The sequence below is a fragment of the Streptomyces sp. NPDC008150 genome, from assembly GCF_042956945.1.
Lineage (GTDB): Bacteria > Actinomycetota > Actinomycetes > Streptomycetales > Streptomycetaceae > Streptomyces.
Window position 1 is genome coordinate 2,839 of record NZ_JBIBHJ010000028.1, and the last position, 15,832, is coordinate 18,670.

General features: G+C 70.3%; 12 protein-coding genes and 1 pseudogene. 10 read left to right on the forward strand and 3 right to left on the reverse strand.

Annotated features, from left to right (window positions below):
- The 6 genes and pseudogenes from ACFZA0_RS37220 to ACFZA0_RS37245 all read left to right on the forward strand — a co-directional run.
- A pseudogene (locus ACFZA0_RS37220) lies at positions 1-346 on the forward strand (hypothetical protein); the annotation flags it as partial.
- 135 nt (positions 347-481) lie between these two features.
- Positions 482-940, forward strand: a complete 459-nt coding sequence (locus ACFZA0_RS37225) for a hypothetical protein (protein ID WP_391025290.1) — start codon at positions 482-484, stop codon at positions 938-940.
- A gap of 358 nt (positions 941-1,298) precedes the next feature.
- On the forward strand, positions 1,299-2,633 hold the full coding sequence (locus ACFZA0_RS37230; protein ID WP_391025292.1) for an AAA family ATPase: 1,335 nt from the start codon (positions 1,299-1,301) through the stop codon (positions 2,631-2,633).
- Positions 2,634-2,715: 82 nt separating this feature from the next.
- Positions 2,716-4,536: a Mu transposase C-terminal domain-containing protein gene (locus ACFZA0_RS37235; protein ID WP_391025294.1), complete on the forward strand. Its 1,821-nt coding sequence runs from the start codon at positions 2,716-2,718 to the stop codon at positions 4,534-4,536.
- Positions 4,536-5,279: an AAA family ATPase gene (locus ACFZA0_RS37240; protein ID WP_391025296.1), complete on the forward strand. Its 744-nt coding sequence runs from the start codon at positions 4,536-4,538 to the stop codon at positions 5,277-5,279. Before ACFZA0_RS37235 ends, ACFZA0_RS37240 begins: the two co-directional genes overlap by 1 nt.
- A gap of 11 nt (positions 5,280-5,290) precedes the next feature.
- Positions 5,291-6,403, forward strand: a complete 1,113-nt coding sequence (locus tag ACFZA0_RS37245; protein ID WP_391025298.1) for a hypothetical protein — start codon at positions 5,291-5,293, stop codon at positions 6,401-6,403.
- Between the two features lie 33 nt (positions 6,404-6,436).
- Here the strand turns inward: ACFZA0_RS37245 and tpg are convergent, their stop codons facing one another.
- Complete coding sequence (tpg, locus tag ACFZA0_RS37250; RefSeq protein WP_366806463.1) at positions 6,437-6,994, reverse strand: telomere-protecting terminal protein Tpg; 558 nt, start codon at positions 6,992-6,994, stop codon at positions 6,437-6,439.
- 488 nt (positions 6,995-7,482) lie between these two features.
- On the opposite strand from tpg, the gene ACFZA0_RS37255 reads away from it, so the two are divergent.
- From ACFZA0_RS37255 to ACFZA0_RS37270, 4 genes are all read left to right on the forward strand, one after another.
- Positions 7,483-8,076, forward strand: a complete 594-nt coding sequence (locus ACFZA0_RS37255; protein WP_362385331.1) for a hypothetical protein — start codon at positions 7,483-7,485, stop codon at positions 8,074-8,076.
- 407 nt (positions 8,077-8,483) lie between these two features.
- A complete protein-coding gene (locus ACFZA0_RS37260) occupies positions 8,484-9,632 on the forward strand; it encodes an ABC-three component system protein (RefSeq protein ID WP_391025301.1) in 1,149 nt (382 codons plus the stop codon).
- Entirely contained in the window at positions 9,629-10,108 is a 480-nt protein-coding gene (locus tag ACFZA0_RS37265; protein ID WP_362385335.1) for an ABC-three component system middle component 2, read from the forward strand. Before ACFZA0_RS37260 ends, ACFZA0_RS37265 begins: the two co-directional genes overlap by 4 nt.
- Positions 10,105-11,946: a hypothetical protein gene (locus ACFZA0_RS37270; RefSeq protein ID WP_391025304.1), complete on the forward strand. Its 1,842-nt coding sequence runs from the start codon at positions 10,105-10,107 to the stop codon at positions 11,944-11,946. The genes ACFZA0_RS37265 and ACFZA0_RS37270 overlap by 4 nt, the downstream gene beginning before the upstream one ends.
- Before the next feature lie 39 nt (positions 11,947-11,985).
- Here the strand turns inward: ACFZA0_RS37270 and ACFZA0_RS37275 are convergent, their stop codons facing one another.
- Together ACFZA0_RS37275 and ACFZA0_RS37280 are read right to left on the reverse strand one after the other, a co-directional pair.
- A complete protein-coding gene (locus tag ACFZA0_RS37275; protein WP_391025306.1) occupies positions 11,986-14,664 on the reverse strand; it encodes a Helicase associated domain protein in 2,679 nt (892 codons plus the stop codon).
- A gap of 37 nt (positions 14,665-14,701) precedes the next feature.
- Entirely contained in the window at positions 14,702-15,322 is a 621-nt protein-coding gene (locus tag ACFZA0_RS37280; RefSeq protein ID WP_391025308.1) for a hypothetical protein, read from the reverse strand.
- Positions 15,323-15,832: the final 510 nt, after the last annotated feature.

A 15,832-nucleotide genomic window follows, 5' to 3' on the forward strand; every position in this document is an offset into this window, starting at 1 on the left:
GACCTGCCTCGTCGACCGGATCGAACCACTGCACAGCGTTGTTGTCTCGCTTGCGCCCGGAGCCGCCTCTCTGTCGAGCGAGGCCAGGGCAAGCCTGCTCCGGGCCGCCGACCCCAACGCCCCCGAGGTCCTCACGTACTTGGCGGTGGGAGTGATCCCGGCGGCGGACCACCCCGATCCGCTGCAGGCAGCCTGCGACGCACTCTCCGGCGCTGTGGGGGTGTTCGGCCCGGACTGGCCGGCTGTGAGTGGGGGCGTTGGTGGCATTGGGTGGGTGTCAGCGGGACAGGGTGCTGGGTGCCTGGTCATGGGGATAGTTGCGGGCGGGCCCGCTGTCATGAGGTGACCAAGCGGTTGCTGTTTTCCGGCCGGTGTGGGGTGGGTCAGCCGTCGTGGGGGTGGCTGTTCCTATGGTTTGAAGGACAACCGTAGGGATGCCCGCGAGACTCGGAGTCGGCAGTGGACTGGCGAAGGGGCTCCGGTGAGGACACCTGACGGGCTGGATGAGTTTCGTTGGCGGTGGATGCTTCTTCGCCGTCCGAGGACCGAGTTGTTCTTCCTGCTGCATGCCGCGACGCGGCCTGCTGGTTTTCAGGATGTCCGCGTCTACGGCCGTGACGGGATATCCGATGCGCGGCTGGTGTGGAAGGTCTGTCATCAGTGCGAGCGGGGCGTCATTTCGAAAATCTCGCTTTCCCCGGAAGTGCAGCGGCAAGGTCTCGGCACACGCCTCGTCGACAGGGCACTCCTGGACGGTCCCGGGTATCGCTGGACGACCAGCAGCCAGTCCCCGGATGGTCGGGCGTTCTTCCGGGCGATGACGGCACGCACCGGCGCCGAGTTCGCGGCAGGAGCCCGGACATGCGAGCACATCCTGGAGAGCCGGCCCGGACGCCATAAGCCAGTACTGGATCGACGCCTGCACCGGGCACGTCGCTGACTGCCGGCGCCTCACCTCTGACTGAGGAGGAGGCGTTGGCACGCCTTCTTGACGCAGGTGCCGTTTGACCGGTCGGGCGTGAGACTCGCTGAGCCGGGATGGCAGTTGCCGCCACTGCCGGCATGCCGGTGCCTTCTTCGGTGGGCCAGGGTCAGTACAGGGCGCTGTCGGCGGGGCGGGGTGCTGACGGCAGTCCGCGGGGCCGGGTCGTGGAACTGGTTGCTGTCATGGGGTGACTGGGTGGCTGTCACGGTGTGGTTAGCAGGTCGCGGTCCGATTGTGTTGGGTTTGCCATTTTCTGTACGGGTGGGTGGCCGGGGCGGGTGGGGTTGGCCGTGTGACGGTTTTACAGACCCCGGTGGGGGAGGCGGTGCCGGGTCCGGCTGGTTCGGCGGTGGCCGGGCGGGTGGAGCGGGCCGTGGTGGTGCGGCGGCTGCTGGCGGTGGACCGGGGCGAGGGCGGTCTGTCGTCGTTGCATGTGCGGATCGCGGCAGGTTTGGCGGGGGTGACGGAGCGGACGGTGTGGCGGTGGCTGGCCGAGGGACGCGAGGGGCGGGTGGAGGCGCGGCCGCGGCAGGGCGGGTTCATGGTGGGCGACGCCTTGTGGGGGGCGCTCACGCAGGTGGGCGGGAACGTCGCCGAGCTGCGCCGCAGGATGCTCCGGGCGCAGGACCAGGGCGTGCTGGAGCACTATGGTGCGGAGTTTGTGCCGTCCTTGGCGACGCTGCACCGTGCGATCAAGGACGAACTGCGGGCGGGCCGGGTGCTTCAGGTCGCCCGCGCGGCGTCGGGCCGGGTGGAGCCGAGCCGGTACGACCGGGCGCTGGCCGAACTCGGTTTCGCAGAGGGTGCGAACGGTCCGCCGGTGGTGGACGGCCCGGATGCCGAGCCGTCCGGAACGGGCGGTGAACAGCGGTCCGGCGCGGTGAAGGCCGCTTCGCGTACCCGGGTGTCGGGTGGGGTGCGTCTGTACGCGCCGGGGGCGCGGCTGGTGTCGACGCGGCAGGTGGCCGGGGTGGTGGAGGCGGTGGGGCACACGGTCGCCGCGCGGGGGATCGGCTGTGTGTACGGGGACACGGGGCTGGGGAAGACGGTCGCGGTCGAGCAGGCTCTGCATCTGCTGCCCGGCCGGGTGCCGGTGTGGCGGGCGGTGGTGGGGGTCGGTCCCGGGCTGCCGCAGGTGCGGGCCGCGTTGTGCGAGGCGCTGGGGCTGCCGTCGGGGTCGCTGACGCACCGTGCCGGACCGGCCGACCAGGCTTTGGTGGAGGCGCTGGCCGAGCCGGGTGTGCTGTTCCTCGACGACGCGCAGCGTCTGTCGCCGCCGGTGCTGGACTACCTGCGGCAGCTGTGGGACTCGCCGGGCTGTGCGGCTGCCCTGGTCTTGTGCGGGGCGGGCAGTGAGCGGGCGCTGGCCCGGGCAGCGGCGATGCGTTCCCGGGTTCTGACCTGGCATCAGGTCAGCCGTCTCGACGCGGAGGATGTGCCGCGGACGCTGGGTCTGTTCCACCCGGTGTGGGAGGACGCTGATCCGGCCGGCCTGGTGCGGGCGGATGAGCAGACCGCCCGCGGCAACTTCCGTACCTGGGCGAAGATCACCTCGCATGTCTGTGCAGCCCGGGGCCGCGACCCCGGTGCGGGTGTGGGGCGGGACGCGATCGACCAGGCCTGTGCCCGGCTCGGCCCGTACTCATGACGGCCCCTCCCACGCGCCCAAGACACACCGGTTCCGACTGCAGGGAACCTCGCCCCGTTCGGCGAGGAGAAGGAACGGCGCGATGACGGACAGCGGACCGCAGGACACCAACGGCGGCCACGGCGTAGACGCGGGAGGGCAGTGGCCGCCGCCGGGGGATCCGGCGGGTGTGCTCGGAAAGCAGTCGCTGGTCGCGCTGCGGGCGCCTGCGGTGCGCCGCCTGCTGGCGCTGCGGGCCCGGGGCGGTCTTTCGCGGCAGCACGTGCGGCTGGCGGGGGAGTGCCTGGGGGCGTCGGAGCGCACGGTGTGGCGGTGGCTGGCCGAGGCGTCCCAGAGCCCGGCGGCGGCTGCGCACCCCGGAGCCCGCCGCACCGGCAGGTTCGAGATCACCGCGGAGATCCGGGTGCTGCTGGCGTACTGGCACGGAAACGCCTCCGCAGTCCACCGCCAGCTCATGGAGCGCGCCGCGGCCGAGGACGGGAGCGTACACGCGCAAACGTCCGGCACTGCCGTGCCCGTCCCGCCCGGCCTGGTGGCTGTTCCGGGCGGGGCAGCCCTGTCGCAGGTGCCGCTGCTGGATCCGGTCCCGTCCCTGTCGACGTTCCTGCGCGCGCTGCGCCGCGATCTGACGGCGGGGGAGCGCGCCGGTCTCGCCCTCGGACCGGAGGCAGCACGCGCCCACGACGTGTTCGGCAAGCGGCCGGCGTCCTGGCGCAACCACGCCTGGGAGACCGACCACGTTCAGGCCCCTTTGCTGGTCGACGCCGACGGCGACCTGGTGCGCCCGTGGATCACCTGGTTCATCGACACCGCCACCAAAGTCATCACCGGTACCGCTGTCACCCCGGGCCATCCCTCCCGCGCGTCGGTACTGGCCGCCTTGCGCGCCGCAGTTGTGCGGGACGATCCCTACGGCCCGGCCGGGGGAGTGCCGGAGCTGGTGAGGATGGACCGGGGCAAGGACTTCCTGTCGGCCGCCGTCACCACCGCGCTCGGCGCGATGGGCGTGACGGTCAAGGACCTGCCCGCCTACAGCCCGCATCTGAAGGGCACGGTGGAAAGCCTCAACCGGGCCGCGGACCGGATGCTGTTCGCCGCCCTGCCCGGCTACACCGCCGGGCCCACCGGGCCCCGCTCGCAGCGGCGCGGACGCACCGCGGGGGCGGCGTCCGCCCTGTCGTTCCAGGACTTCACCACGGAGGTCCTGGAGTGGACGACCTGGTGGAACACCGCGCACCGCCCGAAAGCCCTGTCGGGCCGTACGCCGCTGGAGGCGTGGCAGGCCGATCCGACCCCTGTCACCGACATCCCCGCCGCCGACCTGTGGGCCTTCACCCTCGAGGACGACGGCCGGCCCCGGAAACTGACCAGCCACGGCGTGAGCTGGCGCGGCCGCACCTACACCGCCGCGTGGATGACCGGCCAGGCCGGCCGCCAGGTCCGCGTGCGCTACATGCCGCACCACGACCACGAGATCGAGGTCTGTGACGCCCATGGCCGTCACCTCGGCCCGGCGCACCTCGCGGACGCGGCCACCCCCGAGCAACTGCAGGCGCTGCGCGAGGCACGTGCGGAGCGCGCCCGGCGCCTGCGCGCCGACGCGAAGGCCGCCGAACGCCTGCGCCGCCAGCGATTCGCTCCCACCACCCGTGCGGAGCCCGCCCAGCGGCTGGGAGCCGTCACGGCCGCCCAGGCCGAGCGTGAACTCGCCGCCGCCGACTACACCGATGTCGCACGGCTGGCACTGCCCGACCTGATCCCGCCCGCCCCGCCTCCGGCGCACTGGCGCACCCCGCCCGCCCTGGCGGCCGGCACAGCGCCGCCCCCGCCCGCCCCCGATCCAGCCGACCCGTCGGCGGACGTTGCGCCGGAGCCCGGCTCCCGACCTGCAGGAGACGCCTGATGACCGAGGACTCCTACCAGTACGTAGACCTGCCCGACGCGGCCGTCGTCACCACCCGGGCCCTGCTCACCGCGCGGGAGAACATCACCGACACCGTCGCCGCCCGCGCCATGATGTGCATCCACGGCGGCGCCGGCCACGGCAAGACCCTCGCGGTCAACACCTGCCTGCGCGAACTCGAACCGGGCGAGGACGTCCGACGGGTCACCTTCCGCGCCCGCCCCACCGCCCGGGCCGTGCGCTACGAGCTGTTCACCGCCCTCGACCTGCCCGGCGAACCGCCCCGCCACCCCAGCGAGTTCGACCGCCTGCTGAAAACCGCGCTGGCCGAACGCCCCCGCACCTTCCTTGTCGACGAGGCGCAGTGGCTCAACGGGGAGGCGTTCGAGTACTTCCGCTATCTGTGGGACGAGCCCTCAACCCAGCTCGCGATCATCTTCGTCGGCGGCGAGGGCTGCCACACCGTGCTGCGGCGCGAACCGATGCTGTCCTCCCGCATTTTCATCTGGCAGCACTTCACCCGCCTCACCCCCGACGAGGTCCAGCAGGTCATCCCCCTGTTCCATCCGGTGTGGGCCGACGCCGACCCCGAGGACATCACGTTCGCCGACAGCCACGCCGCCCATGGAAATTTTCGCGCCTGGGCCCAGCTGACCGCCCACACCCGTACCGGGCTAGCCCGCACCGGCCGGCCCCGGGCCGACCGGGAACTGCTGCGCTGGGCCTTCAGCCGCCTCGCCTGACCACACCGTCCATGCCTTCCACCCCGCCGCTGCCGTCCGTCACCGTGATTCTCGACCGTCACGACGACACGCTGCACACGCACACCGCTCTGGCCGCCCACCATCCGCCGTCCGGCCGGATCACCCTGCACCCCGGCCCGGGCACCACCAGCGAAACCGGCCTCGCTCACGACCTTCTCGCCGCCCTGGGCAAACCGCCCCTGCTCCCGGGCCGCTTTCCCGGCGGCCGCCAACCCGCCTGGGAAGCCGCCACGGCCTGGATGACCGCCCTGCCCGTCACGCGGCTGACCGTCCTGCGCGCTCACCGCCTCACCGCCCGCCGCACGATGCGCCTGCTGCAGCTACATGCCCTCACCGGTATCCACCTGACCCTGGTCTGCCACCGCCCGCACCTTCCCGCCGCTCTGCACCAGGCCCTGCGGACGGTCGACTACTCCGTCACCGCCGACTTCGAGGCTGCCCGCCGCCACTACTACGGCGCGACCGCCACTGAGCACCTGCCTGCAGACGGATTCGCCCGGCCAGTCGACCGATGGCTCACCCTGCCCGCACTGGAACGCCTCGTCTCCTACGACAGCCCCCGCCCCTGCGCCGACCCGTGCACGCCACCGCCGATCGCCTGGCGGCACCGCCCACCGCCCGCGCCTCTCACCGCGCCCACCGCCCAGCGAATCGCCCACCGCCTGCACACGGCGACCGCACATCCTCGCCTCGCCGCAGCCGTCGCCGCCGCGATGTTCACCGGCGCCTCCCTCCAACAACTCGCCACCGCCCGCCCCCGCGACTACGACACCGCCGCGGCCACGCTCGCCCTGCACGACCGCGCCCGCTACACCGACGGCTGCGCCGCCCACCCCATACCGCCCTGGGCCAGCGTCTTCCTGCGGGCCGCCGTTTGCTTCACCCGGCTCGTCTCCAACGAGGACCAGGAACTGCTTGCCGCACCAGGTGACCGCGGGCACCTGCTGCGCGTGGCGGAGACGGCCAGGCTGCGCCCGCCCCAGCCGCCCGCGGCCCGCCGCAAAGGCCCGGTCGGCCGTGTGGAGTGGGACTGGCGCGAGCGGCAGGAAGCCGAGCAGTACGAAGCCATGCCGGCCAGTCGCGTCAGGCCCTCGCGACGCTGAACCTCCTGACGCATTTCGCTCGAAGGGGCAGGCTCAACCGATCGAGAAGTCGGCGAACTCGACGTCGCTGAAAGCGATGTGCAGACCGTGGGCCCGGCGGCCCCATTCGCGGAAGTAGGCGTGTCCCAGCGCGCGAGCGAGGATCACCGTCTGCTGCTGCTCGCCCGCGCCGGCATCCCGGGCGGCGAACAGCTCCCGGGCTACCTCTCCCGGCAGGTCCTGGGTGATCCACCGCACCCGCGGATCGTCAGAGGAGCCTGCAGGAGCCGCGAACCCGAATCGCGCCCTGGTATGGAAGACGAAGCCCTCCGCCTCTGCCTGGGCGCGTCGACGGGCCCGTATTCGGGGCTGCCACCGGGCCAGGACCGCTTCCTCGATCGCCTGCACCTGCAGCGGACCCGGCGGACGACGCGCTCCTGGCTTCTTCGTCACCCACCGCTGCACGGTGCGCTGCGACACCTCCAGCACGGTGGCGACCTGCCGAGTGGAACCACCGTGTGATGCCAGCAGAAACCGCAGGCGGGCCTCGGTGCTTGCAGGAACGGGCCGGGTGCGTAACGCGCGCTCCAACCCCTGCTCGATCTGTCCCACATCCGCCTCTCGAAGCGGCCAGCCGCCAGGGCAGGCATCTGCAGTCCGTCGTGTCAGTTCTCCCACGTCGCCTGCCCCTGCCTGCCTGTTCTTGCATTCTCGGGACAGCACTGGCTGCCGCAAGATATGAGCCCTTGGACGAGCACCGGCGACAAGCCGACGGCACGGGTCACGACGGAGTCGCCAGCGTCCCGGTGCTGTCCTTCGGCACGCACATGAGCCATCGATCCGTACGCGGACAGCGCCACCGCCCTGGTCGCCCGCATCTCCGGCGAGGGCGAAGAGCCGGCGGCCGAGCCGGTATCCTGCCCGCGGGGCTGACGCCCTGGGCTTCGCCGACGCCCACACCGCATCCGGACACCCACACTGCCCGGACCACTGGTGGAAGGTCTTCCGGGATCGACGGACCGCTTGACGAGCACCTTGAGGATCCATCGAGCCGGGGTTGCCGTGTGGGGGCGAGGACCCGGTGCCGAGAGGACCCGTCCATGACCAAGCGCACCACCGAGCAGCAGCGCGCCCGCGAACTCCAGCGCACCGCACGCGAGCAGGGCACAGACCTCGGCTACCACGAAGCCCTCAACTGGGTACGTGATGCCGCCGAGTCGCAGGCCAAGTTTCCGGGCAAAATCGCCGTCCCTGTGCCGCACGATCACTGCGTCATGCTCTTCGAGGCGGACACGGACCCCGAGTACATCCGCAACGCGATCACGCCGCTTTCCGCAGCCGAAGTCGAGCTCCGTAATGAACTCCTCCAGCGGAGGAACGCTCTGATGGACGACCACGCCAAGGCGGAGATCATTGCCATGATCCTCAGGAGGTGGCGCTATCCGGGCGAGAATCTCGCACGCTGGACCAAGCAGGAGCTCGCCAACGAGCTGGTGGACGGCGAGGACGGCCGCGAGCGCTACGAGGCGTACGGGCGGGTGGCACTGCGCAACGGAAAGCCAATGCCCGGCTCACGCTCCCTTTGCGGAGGCGCCGGCTGCTCCGGCCACGACAGTGCGACGCCCTGGCCGGAAACCCGCGCGCGCTTCCGCGCCCAAGGGCCCTGCGTCGACGCACAGAGCGCCCCTCGGTGACCGGCGTCGTCTTGGCGGGGGCCCGGATGACCATCCCGCGCCGCCGGTAGCCGGCCCTTGGGTATCCGCTGCAACATCCGAAGCGTGTTGCACCCCTGACCTGCACAAACGCCGACCAACGGTCGGGCTGGGCGCGTGCGATGTCCTCGACACCACCCTCGTCCAGCCGGCCTCGTCGCGGAGATCAGCGCTCACATGTCCGTCGACACCGCGGCGGGGTCTACCTGTATCCGACCCTGCGCCTGGACGTGGCTGCCGGGTTCGGCGCGGCCCGGCCGCGGCCGCAGGGTGATCGACTACACCAACTCCAAGGGGCGAGGCTGCCCAGGCGCCTTCCTGACGGACCATGCGAGGTGATATCACTACCGTGAGTGATCTTGCGTGGCAGTAGGGGCCGGGGGTGGGCTGTGGCAGGGAGGCTTGAGCCGGGAAGGGATGGAGCCCGGCCGGTATTCGAGGGCTTTCCGGAGCCCAAATCGCTGGAGGTCGTCGTGCTTGCGCCGCCGACCCAGAGCGCTCCCTTGCCCACGCCTCAGGTGTACCTGCAATACATCTACGACGCTGACGACTGGGAGGACTTCACCGTCGAGTGGGTCCACCAGTTCGGTACGTGGTCTGGTCGTCCCTACGTCCGAGTTCAGCGGATGGGTGGGGCCGGCGACCGCGGAGCGGACGTCGCAGCCTGTCTCTCCGAGCAAGGCACCGCAGGCGAGTGGCACTGCTACCAGTGCAAGCACTACCTCAAGCCGCTCGGGCAATCAGACGCCTTCCCAGAGATGGTGAAGATCTTCGTCGCGAAGATCCTCGGCACGTACGAGCTGCCCACGCGCTATGTCTTCGTCGCACCAAAGATTGGCACGGGACTCGAACGACTCCTGCTCAACCCGCCCCAGCTGAAGGACGAGTTCTTCGCGGCGTGGGACGACAAGGACTCCAAGCTCGGGACCAAGCCCAAGCTCACCCCGGAGATGCGTACAGCTGTGGGCGCGCTGGCGCAGGCGACGGACTTCTCGATGTTCGAAGCCCGGAACCTCGACGAGATTCTCGAACTGCACGCTGCGACCCCCCACCACGTTAGGCGCTTCCCACAACCGCTTAAGCAGCGCCCTGCCGCCGATCCGGCCCCACCTGACCAGGCACCACACGAAGCCGTCTACGTCCGCAAGCTGCTGGACGCCTACAACGCGAAGCACGGCCTCGCCTTGGAGACGCTGCAACAGGCCCGCGACCATGCGAAAGTCAGCGGCCATCTCTTCCGCCAGCGTGCCGCCTTCTTCCACGCCGAGTCGCTGTGGCGTTTCGCGCAGGAGAGTGTCCCGGAAGCGACCTACACCGCGATCGAGACCGACCTGTACGACGCCGTGATCGAGATCGAAGACCGCGACCATGGCAGCGGCTACGCACGGCTGGAAGCCGTACTGGACGCGGCTGTCGCCCACACACCGAACCCGGCGAACATCCTCGCCCCCGTGGTGAAGGTCATCGACCTCAAGGGCATGTGCCATCGTCTGGCCAACGACGACCGGCTGACCTGGTGCAAAGAGGAGACCCCGTGAGCCCCCTCAACGGCCCCGTGGAGGCCGGGATGCGCGCTCTGGTCCTCCTGGCAGAGACCTTCCCCCGCCGCCTGGACGTCGCCCAGCTCGTCTACCTGGACCACGCCATGCTCCACAGCGGCGACCTCGACCACGGCCCCGCCAGTCTCCACCCCGACCTCCCCGCCGGCCCCGGCGAGCTCGGCCTGCGCCGACGCCTCATCGAACAGGGCCTCATGGTCCTGCTACGCGCCGGCCTCGCCGACATGACGACCACCGACCACGGCTTCATGTACGGGGCCACAGACGAGGCAGCGAGCTTCCTCAACGCCCTGGAAGCTCCCTATGTCGGGCAGCTCATCGAACGGGCTGACTGGCTCACCAGCACCTACATGCATGAAGGAACGGACGTCCGCGAGGGCATGAAGCAGATCACCCAGCGCTGGTCTGACCGCATCCATGTGAGCCCCGGCGACCTCGGAGAGGACGTCCTGTGATCAGACTGACGCTCGTCCACCTGACCTTCCTCGGCATGGACAAGCCTCCGGCGGCAGTGGAATTCAGTCCCGGCCTGACGGTCATCTACGGAGCCTCGGACACGGGCAAGTCCTACGTCGAAGAGGCCGTGGACTACATGCTGGGCGCCAGCGAACTCAAGTCGATCCCGGAGGACGACGGCTACACCCGCATTCTCCTCGGCCTACGGGTGAGCGACGGTCGCAGCCTCACTCTGTCCCGCGCGATCGGCGGCGACACCATCGAGGTGTTCAACCACGATCTCCGAGAGATGCCATCGGAGCCAGCGGACGAGACTCTCAAGTTCAAGCACAACGCCAAGTCGAAGAAAAACATCTCCCGCTACCTGCTGACCGTCCTGGGAATCGACGGCCAGCGGATCCTCCAGAGCGGCCGCGGCAACGTGCTGCCGCTGAACTTTCGGGACCTCGCGCGCCTGGCCGTCGTCAACGACACACGCATGGCAGATCAGCACTCTCCGGTACTGGGCACCCGGAATCCCCTGAACGAAACCAGGGAGAAGTCGGTCTTCAAACTCCTCCTCAGCGGAGAGGAAGAGCCGGAACGCCCTGCAGCGCCAAGCAATCTGGAGAAGCAGTTCGGCAAGGGGAAGATCGCGGTCATCGACCACCTGATCGACGAGAACCGCGGAAAGCTCACGGTGGAGGCAAACCAGTCGCAACTGCGGGAGCAACTCGACCGCCTGCAGGCGGCCCTCGGCGAGGTGACCACCGCCGCCGTCGAACTTGCTGAAATCCGCACCAGCCTTCTCCGTGACCGCCGGGGCCTGGAAGAAATCAACCTCGCGGCCCAGCAGCGGGGCGACGAGGTCGAGCAGCTGCTCGCACGATTCGCTCTGCTGAAAGAGCAGTACGAGTCAGACTTGGCCCGGCTCCAGATGGTCGGTGAAGCCGGTACCCTACTGGGCTACTTCCAGACCGGGACCTGCGTCTTCTGCGGCGCCGAGCCCCAACACCAGCACCCGGAGCACCACCTCGCCGAGAGCACCCAGCTGGCAGCGTCTGTATCTGCCGAGACGCGTAAGACAACAGATCTGCTCAGCGACCTGCTCCTCATGATCGAGGACTTGGAAGAGCAGGCAGCGGAAATTGAATCGGCCCGCGCTGCCCGACACGAAGAGCTCACACACAACGCTGCAGAGCTCCGCGCACTCGATCAACGGATGCAACCTGTCGACACGGACGCCACCGAACTACTGAACGCCCGCTCACGGGTCGAAAACGAGCTGGCCCTGCACGCTCAGATCGAGCAGCTCGAAGACCTCAAGGCATCGCTGTCCACCGTGGCTCCCGCTCCGCCGACTGCCCGTCCCGACGGCATCCCCGCCGCCGACGTCGCCGACTTCGAGCGCATGATCCATGAGACCTTGGAAGCCTGGCATGTTCCGGGGAGCAACCGCGTCCGCTACGACCCAACGACTGCCGAGCTCTCCGTTGACGGACAGCCGCGAAAGAGCCGCGGCAGGGGCATGCGATCCATCCTCCACGCCGCCTTCGCCGTATCACTTGCGCGCCGGAACACAGCCCGCGACCTGATCCACCCGGGCTTCGTCGTGCTCGACACTCCGGTCCTCACCTACCGCCGGCCCGAAGACCCGCACGAAGACCGTCCCGAGCTGATGACCGCCGACGTCGCCGAGAACTTCTACCGCGACCTCCTGGAGAATCCGCCGGGCCAGGTCATCGTGATCGAGAACCCGACACCGCCAGCGAGCATCAGAGGGCGCGCCACCGTCCACGCATTCAGCGTGGACGGTTCGGAACGCCAAGGATTCTTCCCACCCCGAGAAAGGCAGTGAGCACCAGCCGCCCACCACGGACAGCCGGACGTGCCTCGGTCAGGCCCAGTCCACCCCCAGCTTGGTGAGGGCGGCGAGCTGGTCGGCGGTGAGCTTGTCGCGCCGGCTCTTGGTGTTCGAGACCCACACGCCCAGCTTCACCACCACCGGCTCCACCTCGCCCTCGACCGCGATCTCCTCCCAGTGGGCGCGCGGCACCGGCCGGTCCGCACCTTCCCGCTCCACCCATTGCGCGAGGGCTGTCAGGCCCCGCTGGAACGCCTGCTGCGCCTTGCTCGGCCCCTTCGCCGCACGGTCGGCTGCCGGGGCCGGTGGCGGCGCCTGGGCGGGTTCCACGCCCAGGGCGGTCAGTCGCTCTTGCTGTTCGGGCAGCAGCCGCGCCCAGGTAGCCGGCTGCTTCTGCTGCTGGAGCCACCGGCCGATGTCGTCGCCGTCCATGAGGACGCCTGGGGCGATGTCGGGCAGCTGGCCGTCAGCGTCGACCAGGTCCGCCAGGACGCGCTGGTGCCTCTGCCAGTCCAGCGGCCAGGGGCAGTTCCAGTCCTTGTCGATCGCGGCGAGCTGTGCGGCCCGGGTTGCCGCGGTGTCCTCGTCCTTGCCCAGACCGTTCTTCGCGCCCTTCCTGCGGAGGTTGGCCATGTGCTGCCCGATGGGCACCATGGCCTCGCCCTCGCCCCACACCGCGTCCTGACGCGGCGCGAGGTGCCCATTCGCCCGCCGGAACGACCGCAGGGCGGCCAGCTTGGCCTCCCAGGCTTCCTCGCCCGGCTCCCAAAGCATCCCGGCCTCCGGGGCGTCCAGCAGGGTCTTGCGGCGGTCCTCCAGCTCCCCGGCCCGCAGGGCCTTGCGCTGCTGATGGACCCACCGCCCGAGGGGGAAGTCCTTCGTGACGCCGACCTCGACCTCGGTGTCGTAGGGCACGGCGTGGACGCCGGTGATCTCGTTCTCCGCCCGCCAGCGCAGCAGGGCCTGGTAGCCCTCCAGCCACACCAGCGACTCCGGCCGGTAGACCCGGGTACGGAGGAACGCCGCGATGGTCGCGGCGTCGCGCGGGCTGGAGAAGTGGAGCAGCGCGGACTCGGCAGCGGCGTCGGTGTCGTCGCCGTGCTCCTGGTCGTCGCTGTCGCTCTCGCCGTCGGCCCCGACGATCCGCCCGTCCTCGTCACGCTGGACGTGGACCTTGCGCTTGCCGCTGGTGAGCGCGCGGGAAGCGAGCTGCTCGACCAGGCGCTCATCATGCGAGCGCAGGCCCTGGAGCACGGCGACGAGGGGCCGAAAGCTGGCGCTGGCGATCATGTCGGTGGGGTCCTCGTTCGGCTCCAGGAAGACCGGCACGATGATTCTGGCGACCTTGGTGGAGCCGTCCTTGTTGAGCCGGAGCGCGCGGCCGATGTTCTGGACGATCTCGACCTGGGAGCCGCGGGTGTCCGCGAAGCAGACGGCCTCCACGCCCCGCTCGCCCGTGATGTCGACGCCTTCACCGAGGACGCGAACGCTGGCGAGGAAGGCGCGGTGGACTCGGCGTCCTGCCGCGTCGATGCCGTTGGCGAACTGGCGCAGTACCTCCCGGCGTTCGGCCACCAGGTGGTCGCCGCACAGCCATGCCGACCAGACCCGGTCCGGGGGTACGTGGCGGCCGGCCTCCAGCTCGTAGAACTCCGCGTCGATGGAGGACTTCGGCAGCTTGTCGGCGGCGGCCAGGTCGGCGTTGGAGGCGTTGTTGAGGTACAGCTCGGCCGCGGTCGCCGGGAGCTTGTCCGCGAACGCACGGGCCTCTTCGACCTTCTGGTGGAAGGTCATGACCGTACGCAGGTTGTACGCGGCGGCGTGCTCCAGGAGCGCGGTCTGCAACAGGGCCAGGCGCCGGCCGCGCCGGGCTTCCTCGGACTCCCCGAGGACCGGCGAGGGGTCGCGGATCTCCAGGACGTCGATCTCGAACCCCGCGAGGATCTCGCGCTCGATCGCCTCGCTCAGACCGAGTTCCGCGAGCCACGCGCCGTACGTCCCGTTCGGGTCGTCGGCCATGGTCGCGATCTCCGCCTCCTGGCCGCCGGCGCCCTTCTGCGGCCTGGCCGCGGCGAGGATACGCGGGGTCGCCGTGAGGTAGAGCCGGAAGTCCGCGGGGATCCGGGCGTTGTCGTGGATCGCGGCCCACGGACGGCCAAGATCACCAGCGGTACCGTGCGCCTCATCCACGATCGCGAGGTGGAAGCCGTCCATGCGCTGGCCGTAGAGCCGCTCCCCGCCCGCCAGAGCGGACTCCAGCGGCCCGCGAACCTTCCGCTGGCCCACGGGAGCATCGACGTCCTCGCGGTCCACGAGAGAGGCGTACGTGGCGAACACAACGACCGGCCCGTGCCCGGCCCACAGGGCGAGCTGGATCGGGTTCGTGGTGGTGCGCACCCCGAGCGAGTTGAGGACCGCGTCGTTCTCCAGGGAGCACACCGCGACCATCGGGGCCCGGTGGCCGACTGCCCGCCACGCCTGGGCGGTCTGGGCGAGCAGGTCCAGGGTCGGGACCGTGACGAGGATCCGGCCGTCCGCGAAGCTCTCCAGCGCGCACGCGGCGGCCGTGATCGTCTTGCCCGACCCGGTCGCTGACACGAGCGTGCCACGGGCACCCTGCGGCGGCACGGATGACCTTGCAGGGAATCCCACCCACTTCCTAAACGCGGACCGCTGATCGACCTGGTGTTCCTTGAGCTGAATCGCTGACATTCTGTTCCTCCCCGAGCGCCGAATTCGTGTGCTCTTTTCAGAGGGCCGCGTGCGGAATGGCAGCTGCGCCCGAGTCGTTCCAGATCTGTCCACCGGCCTTGTGCCAACCGCCGGGCTCCCCGCCCTTGAAGGGCGGCACGTCCTCCGGGTCGTAGTGACCGGCATCGAGCGTGCAGACGACGTAGTCCCCATCGCTGTCGACCGTCCGGGCCGTGCACAGACCTCCGGCCTCGCCCAGCGCCTCCAGGACCTGGCGGCGCCTGGTGGGGTGCGGGTCCGTGGCCGGCAGTACGGCTTCCCGGACGTACCGCTCCAGCCGCACCAGGTCGACGCGCTCACGCTGCCTCACGTCCGCGATGTGTACGGCCAGTTCAGCGGCCCCGGCCGACCGGCCGCCGCGCCGGGACCACTCCCGGTCCGCGATGCCCCCCAGGGCCTCGCTCACGGCCGCCACGCCCTTGCCGTTCTCGAACTCAGCGCCACGAGGGCGCGGCGCCATGCCGTCCAGCTCCACCACCTGGCACTGCGCCCCTGCGACCGCCCCGGCCTCCAGCGTGGCCACCAGGTCGTCCGCCTCGCTCGCGGGCACTCCCTGTGCCTCCAGGAGCGCGAACAGCCTCAACCGGGCGTTCACGCCTGCCGTCTGATACTGGCTCACCCGGCGCACAGAATCGCTGCTCAGCGCGGGATCAGGTCCGGTAGATTCGTGGTGACCGGTCATCCGCGGTCGTTCCTCTCGGAATTCCGGGGAGGTTCCCGGGTGGTTGGGGGGTGTCCCGTGTTTCCGCCAACGGTACATGCTGCATCAACCCGATGCACGCGGTATACTAGAACCCACACGGACAAGCGACGCCCCCATCTCGCAGCCAGCCCGGCCCGCGCCAGCGGGCCCCAACGGTTCTGGAGGCGCAGCCGGAAGGACCGTTAGGCGGGGGAGCGCAGCGGACCCGCCGGCCAGGCTGGAGCGAAGCGGAAGCCTGTTAGCGGGACGAAGTCCCGCCAGTCCGGGAGCGCAGCGGACGGACTGTCACCCTTCTTGCGCAGCAAGAAGGGTGTGCGGGTGGCGCAGCCACCCGCCGGCGCTCACGCGGAGCGTGAGCGCAACACCCGGGCGCAGCCCGGGTGTTCGCTTGCACATCGCGCAGCGATGTGGTACCCGCTCCGCGGG

Coding starts and splice junctions, on each gene's coding strand:
- ACFZA0_RS37255 (WP_362385331.1), top strand. CDS start 7,483: ATGACCAAGCGCACCACCGAGCAGCAGCGCGCCCGCGAACTCCAGCGC.
- ACFZA0_RS37275 (WP_391025306.1), bottom strand. CDS start 14,664: ATGTCAGCGATTCAGCTCAAGGAACACCAGGTCGATCAGCGGTCCGCG.
- ACFZA0_RS37240 (WP_391025296.1), top strand. CDS start 4,536: ATGACCGAGGACTCCTACCAGTACGTAGACCTGCCCGACGCGGCCGTC.
- ACFZA0_RS37245 (WP_391025298.1), top strand. CDS start 5,291: ATGCCTTCCACCCCGCCGCTGCCGTCCGTCACCGTGATTCTCGACCGT.
- ACFZA0_RS37235 (WP_391025294.1), top strand. CDS start 2,716: ATGACGGACAGCGGACCGCAGGACACCAACGGCGGCCACGGCGTAGAC.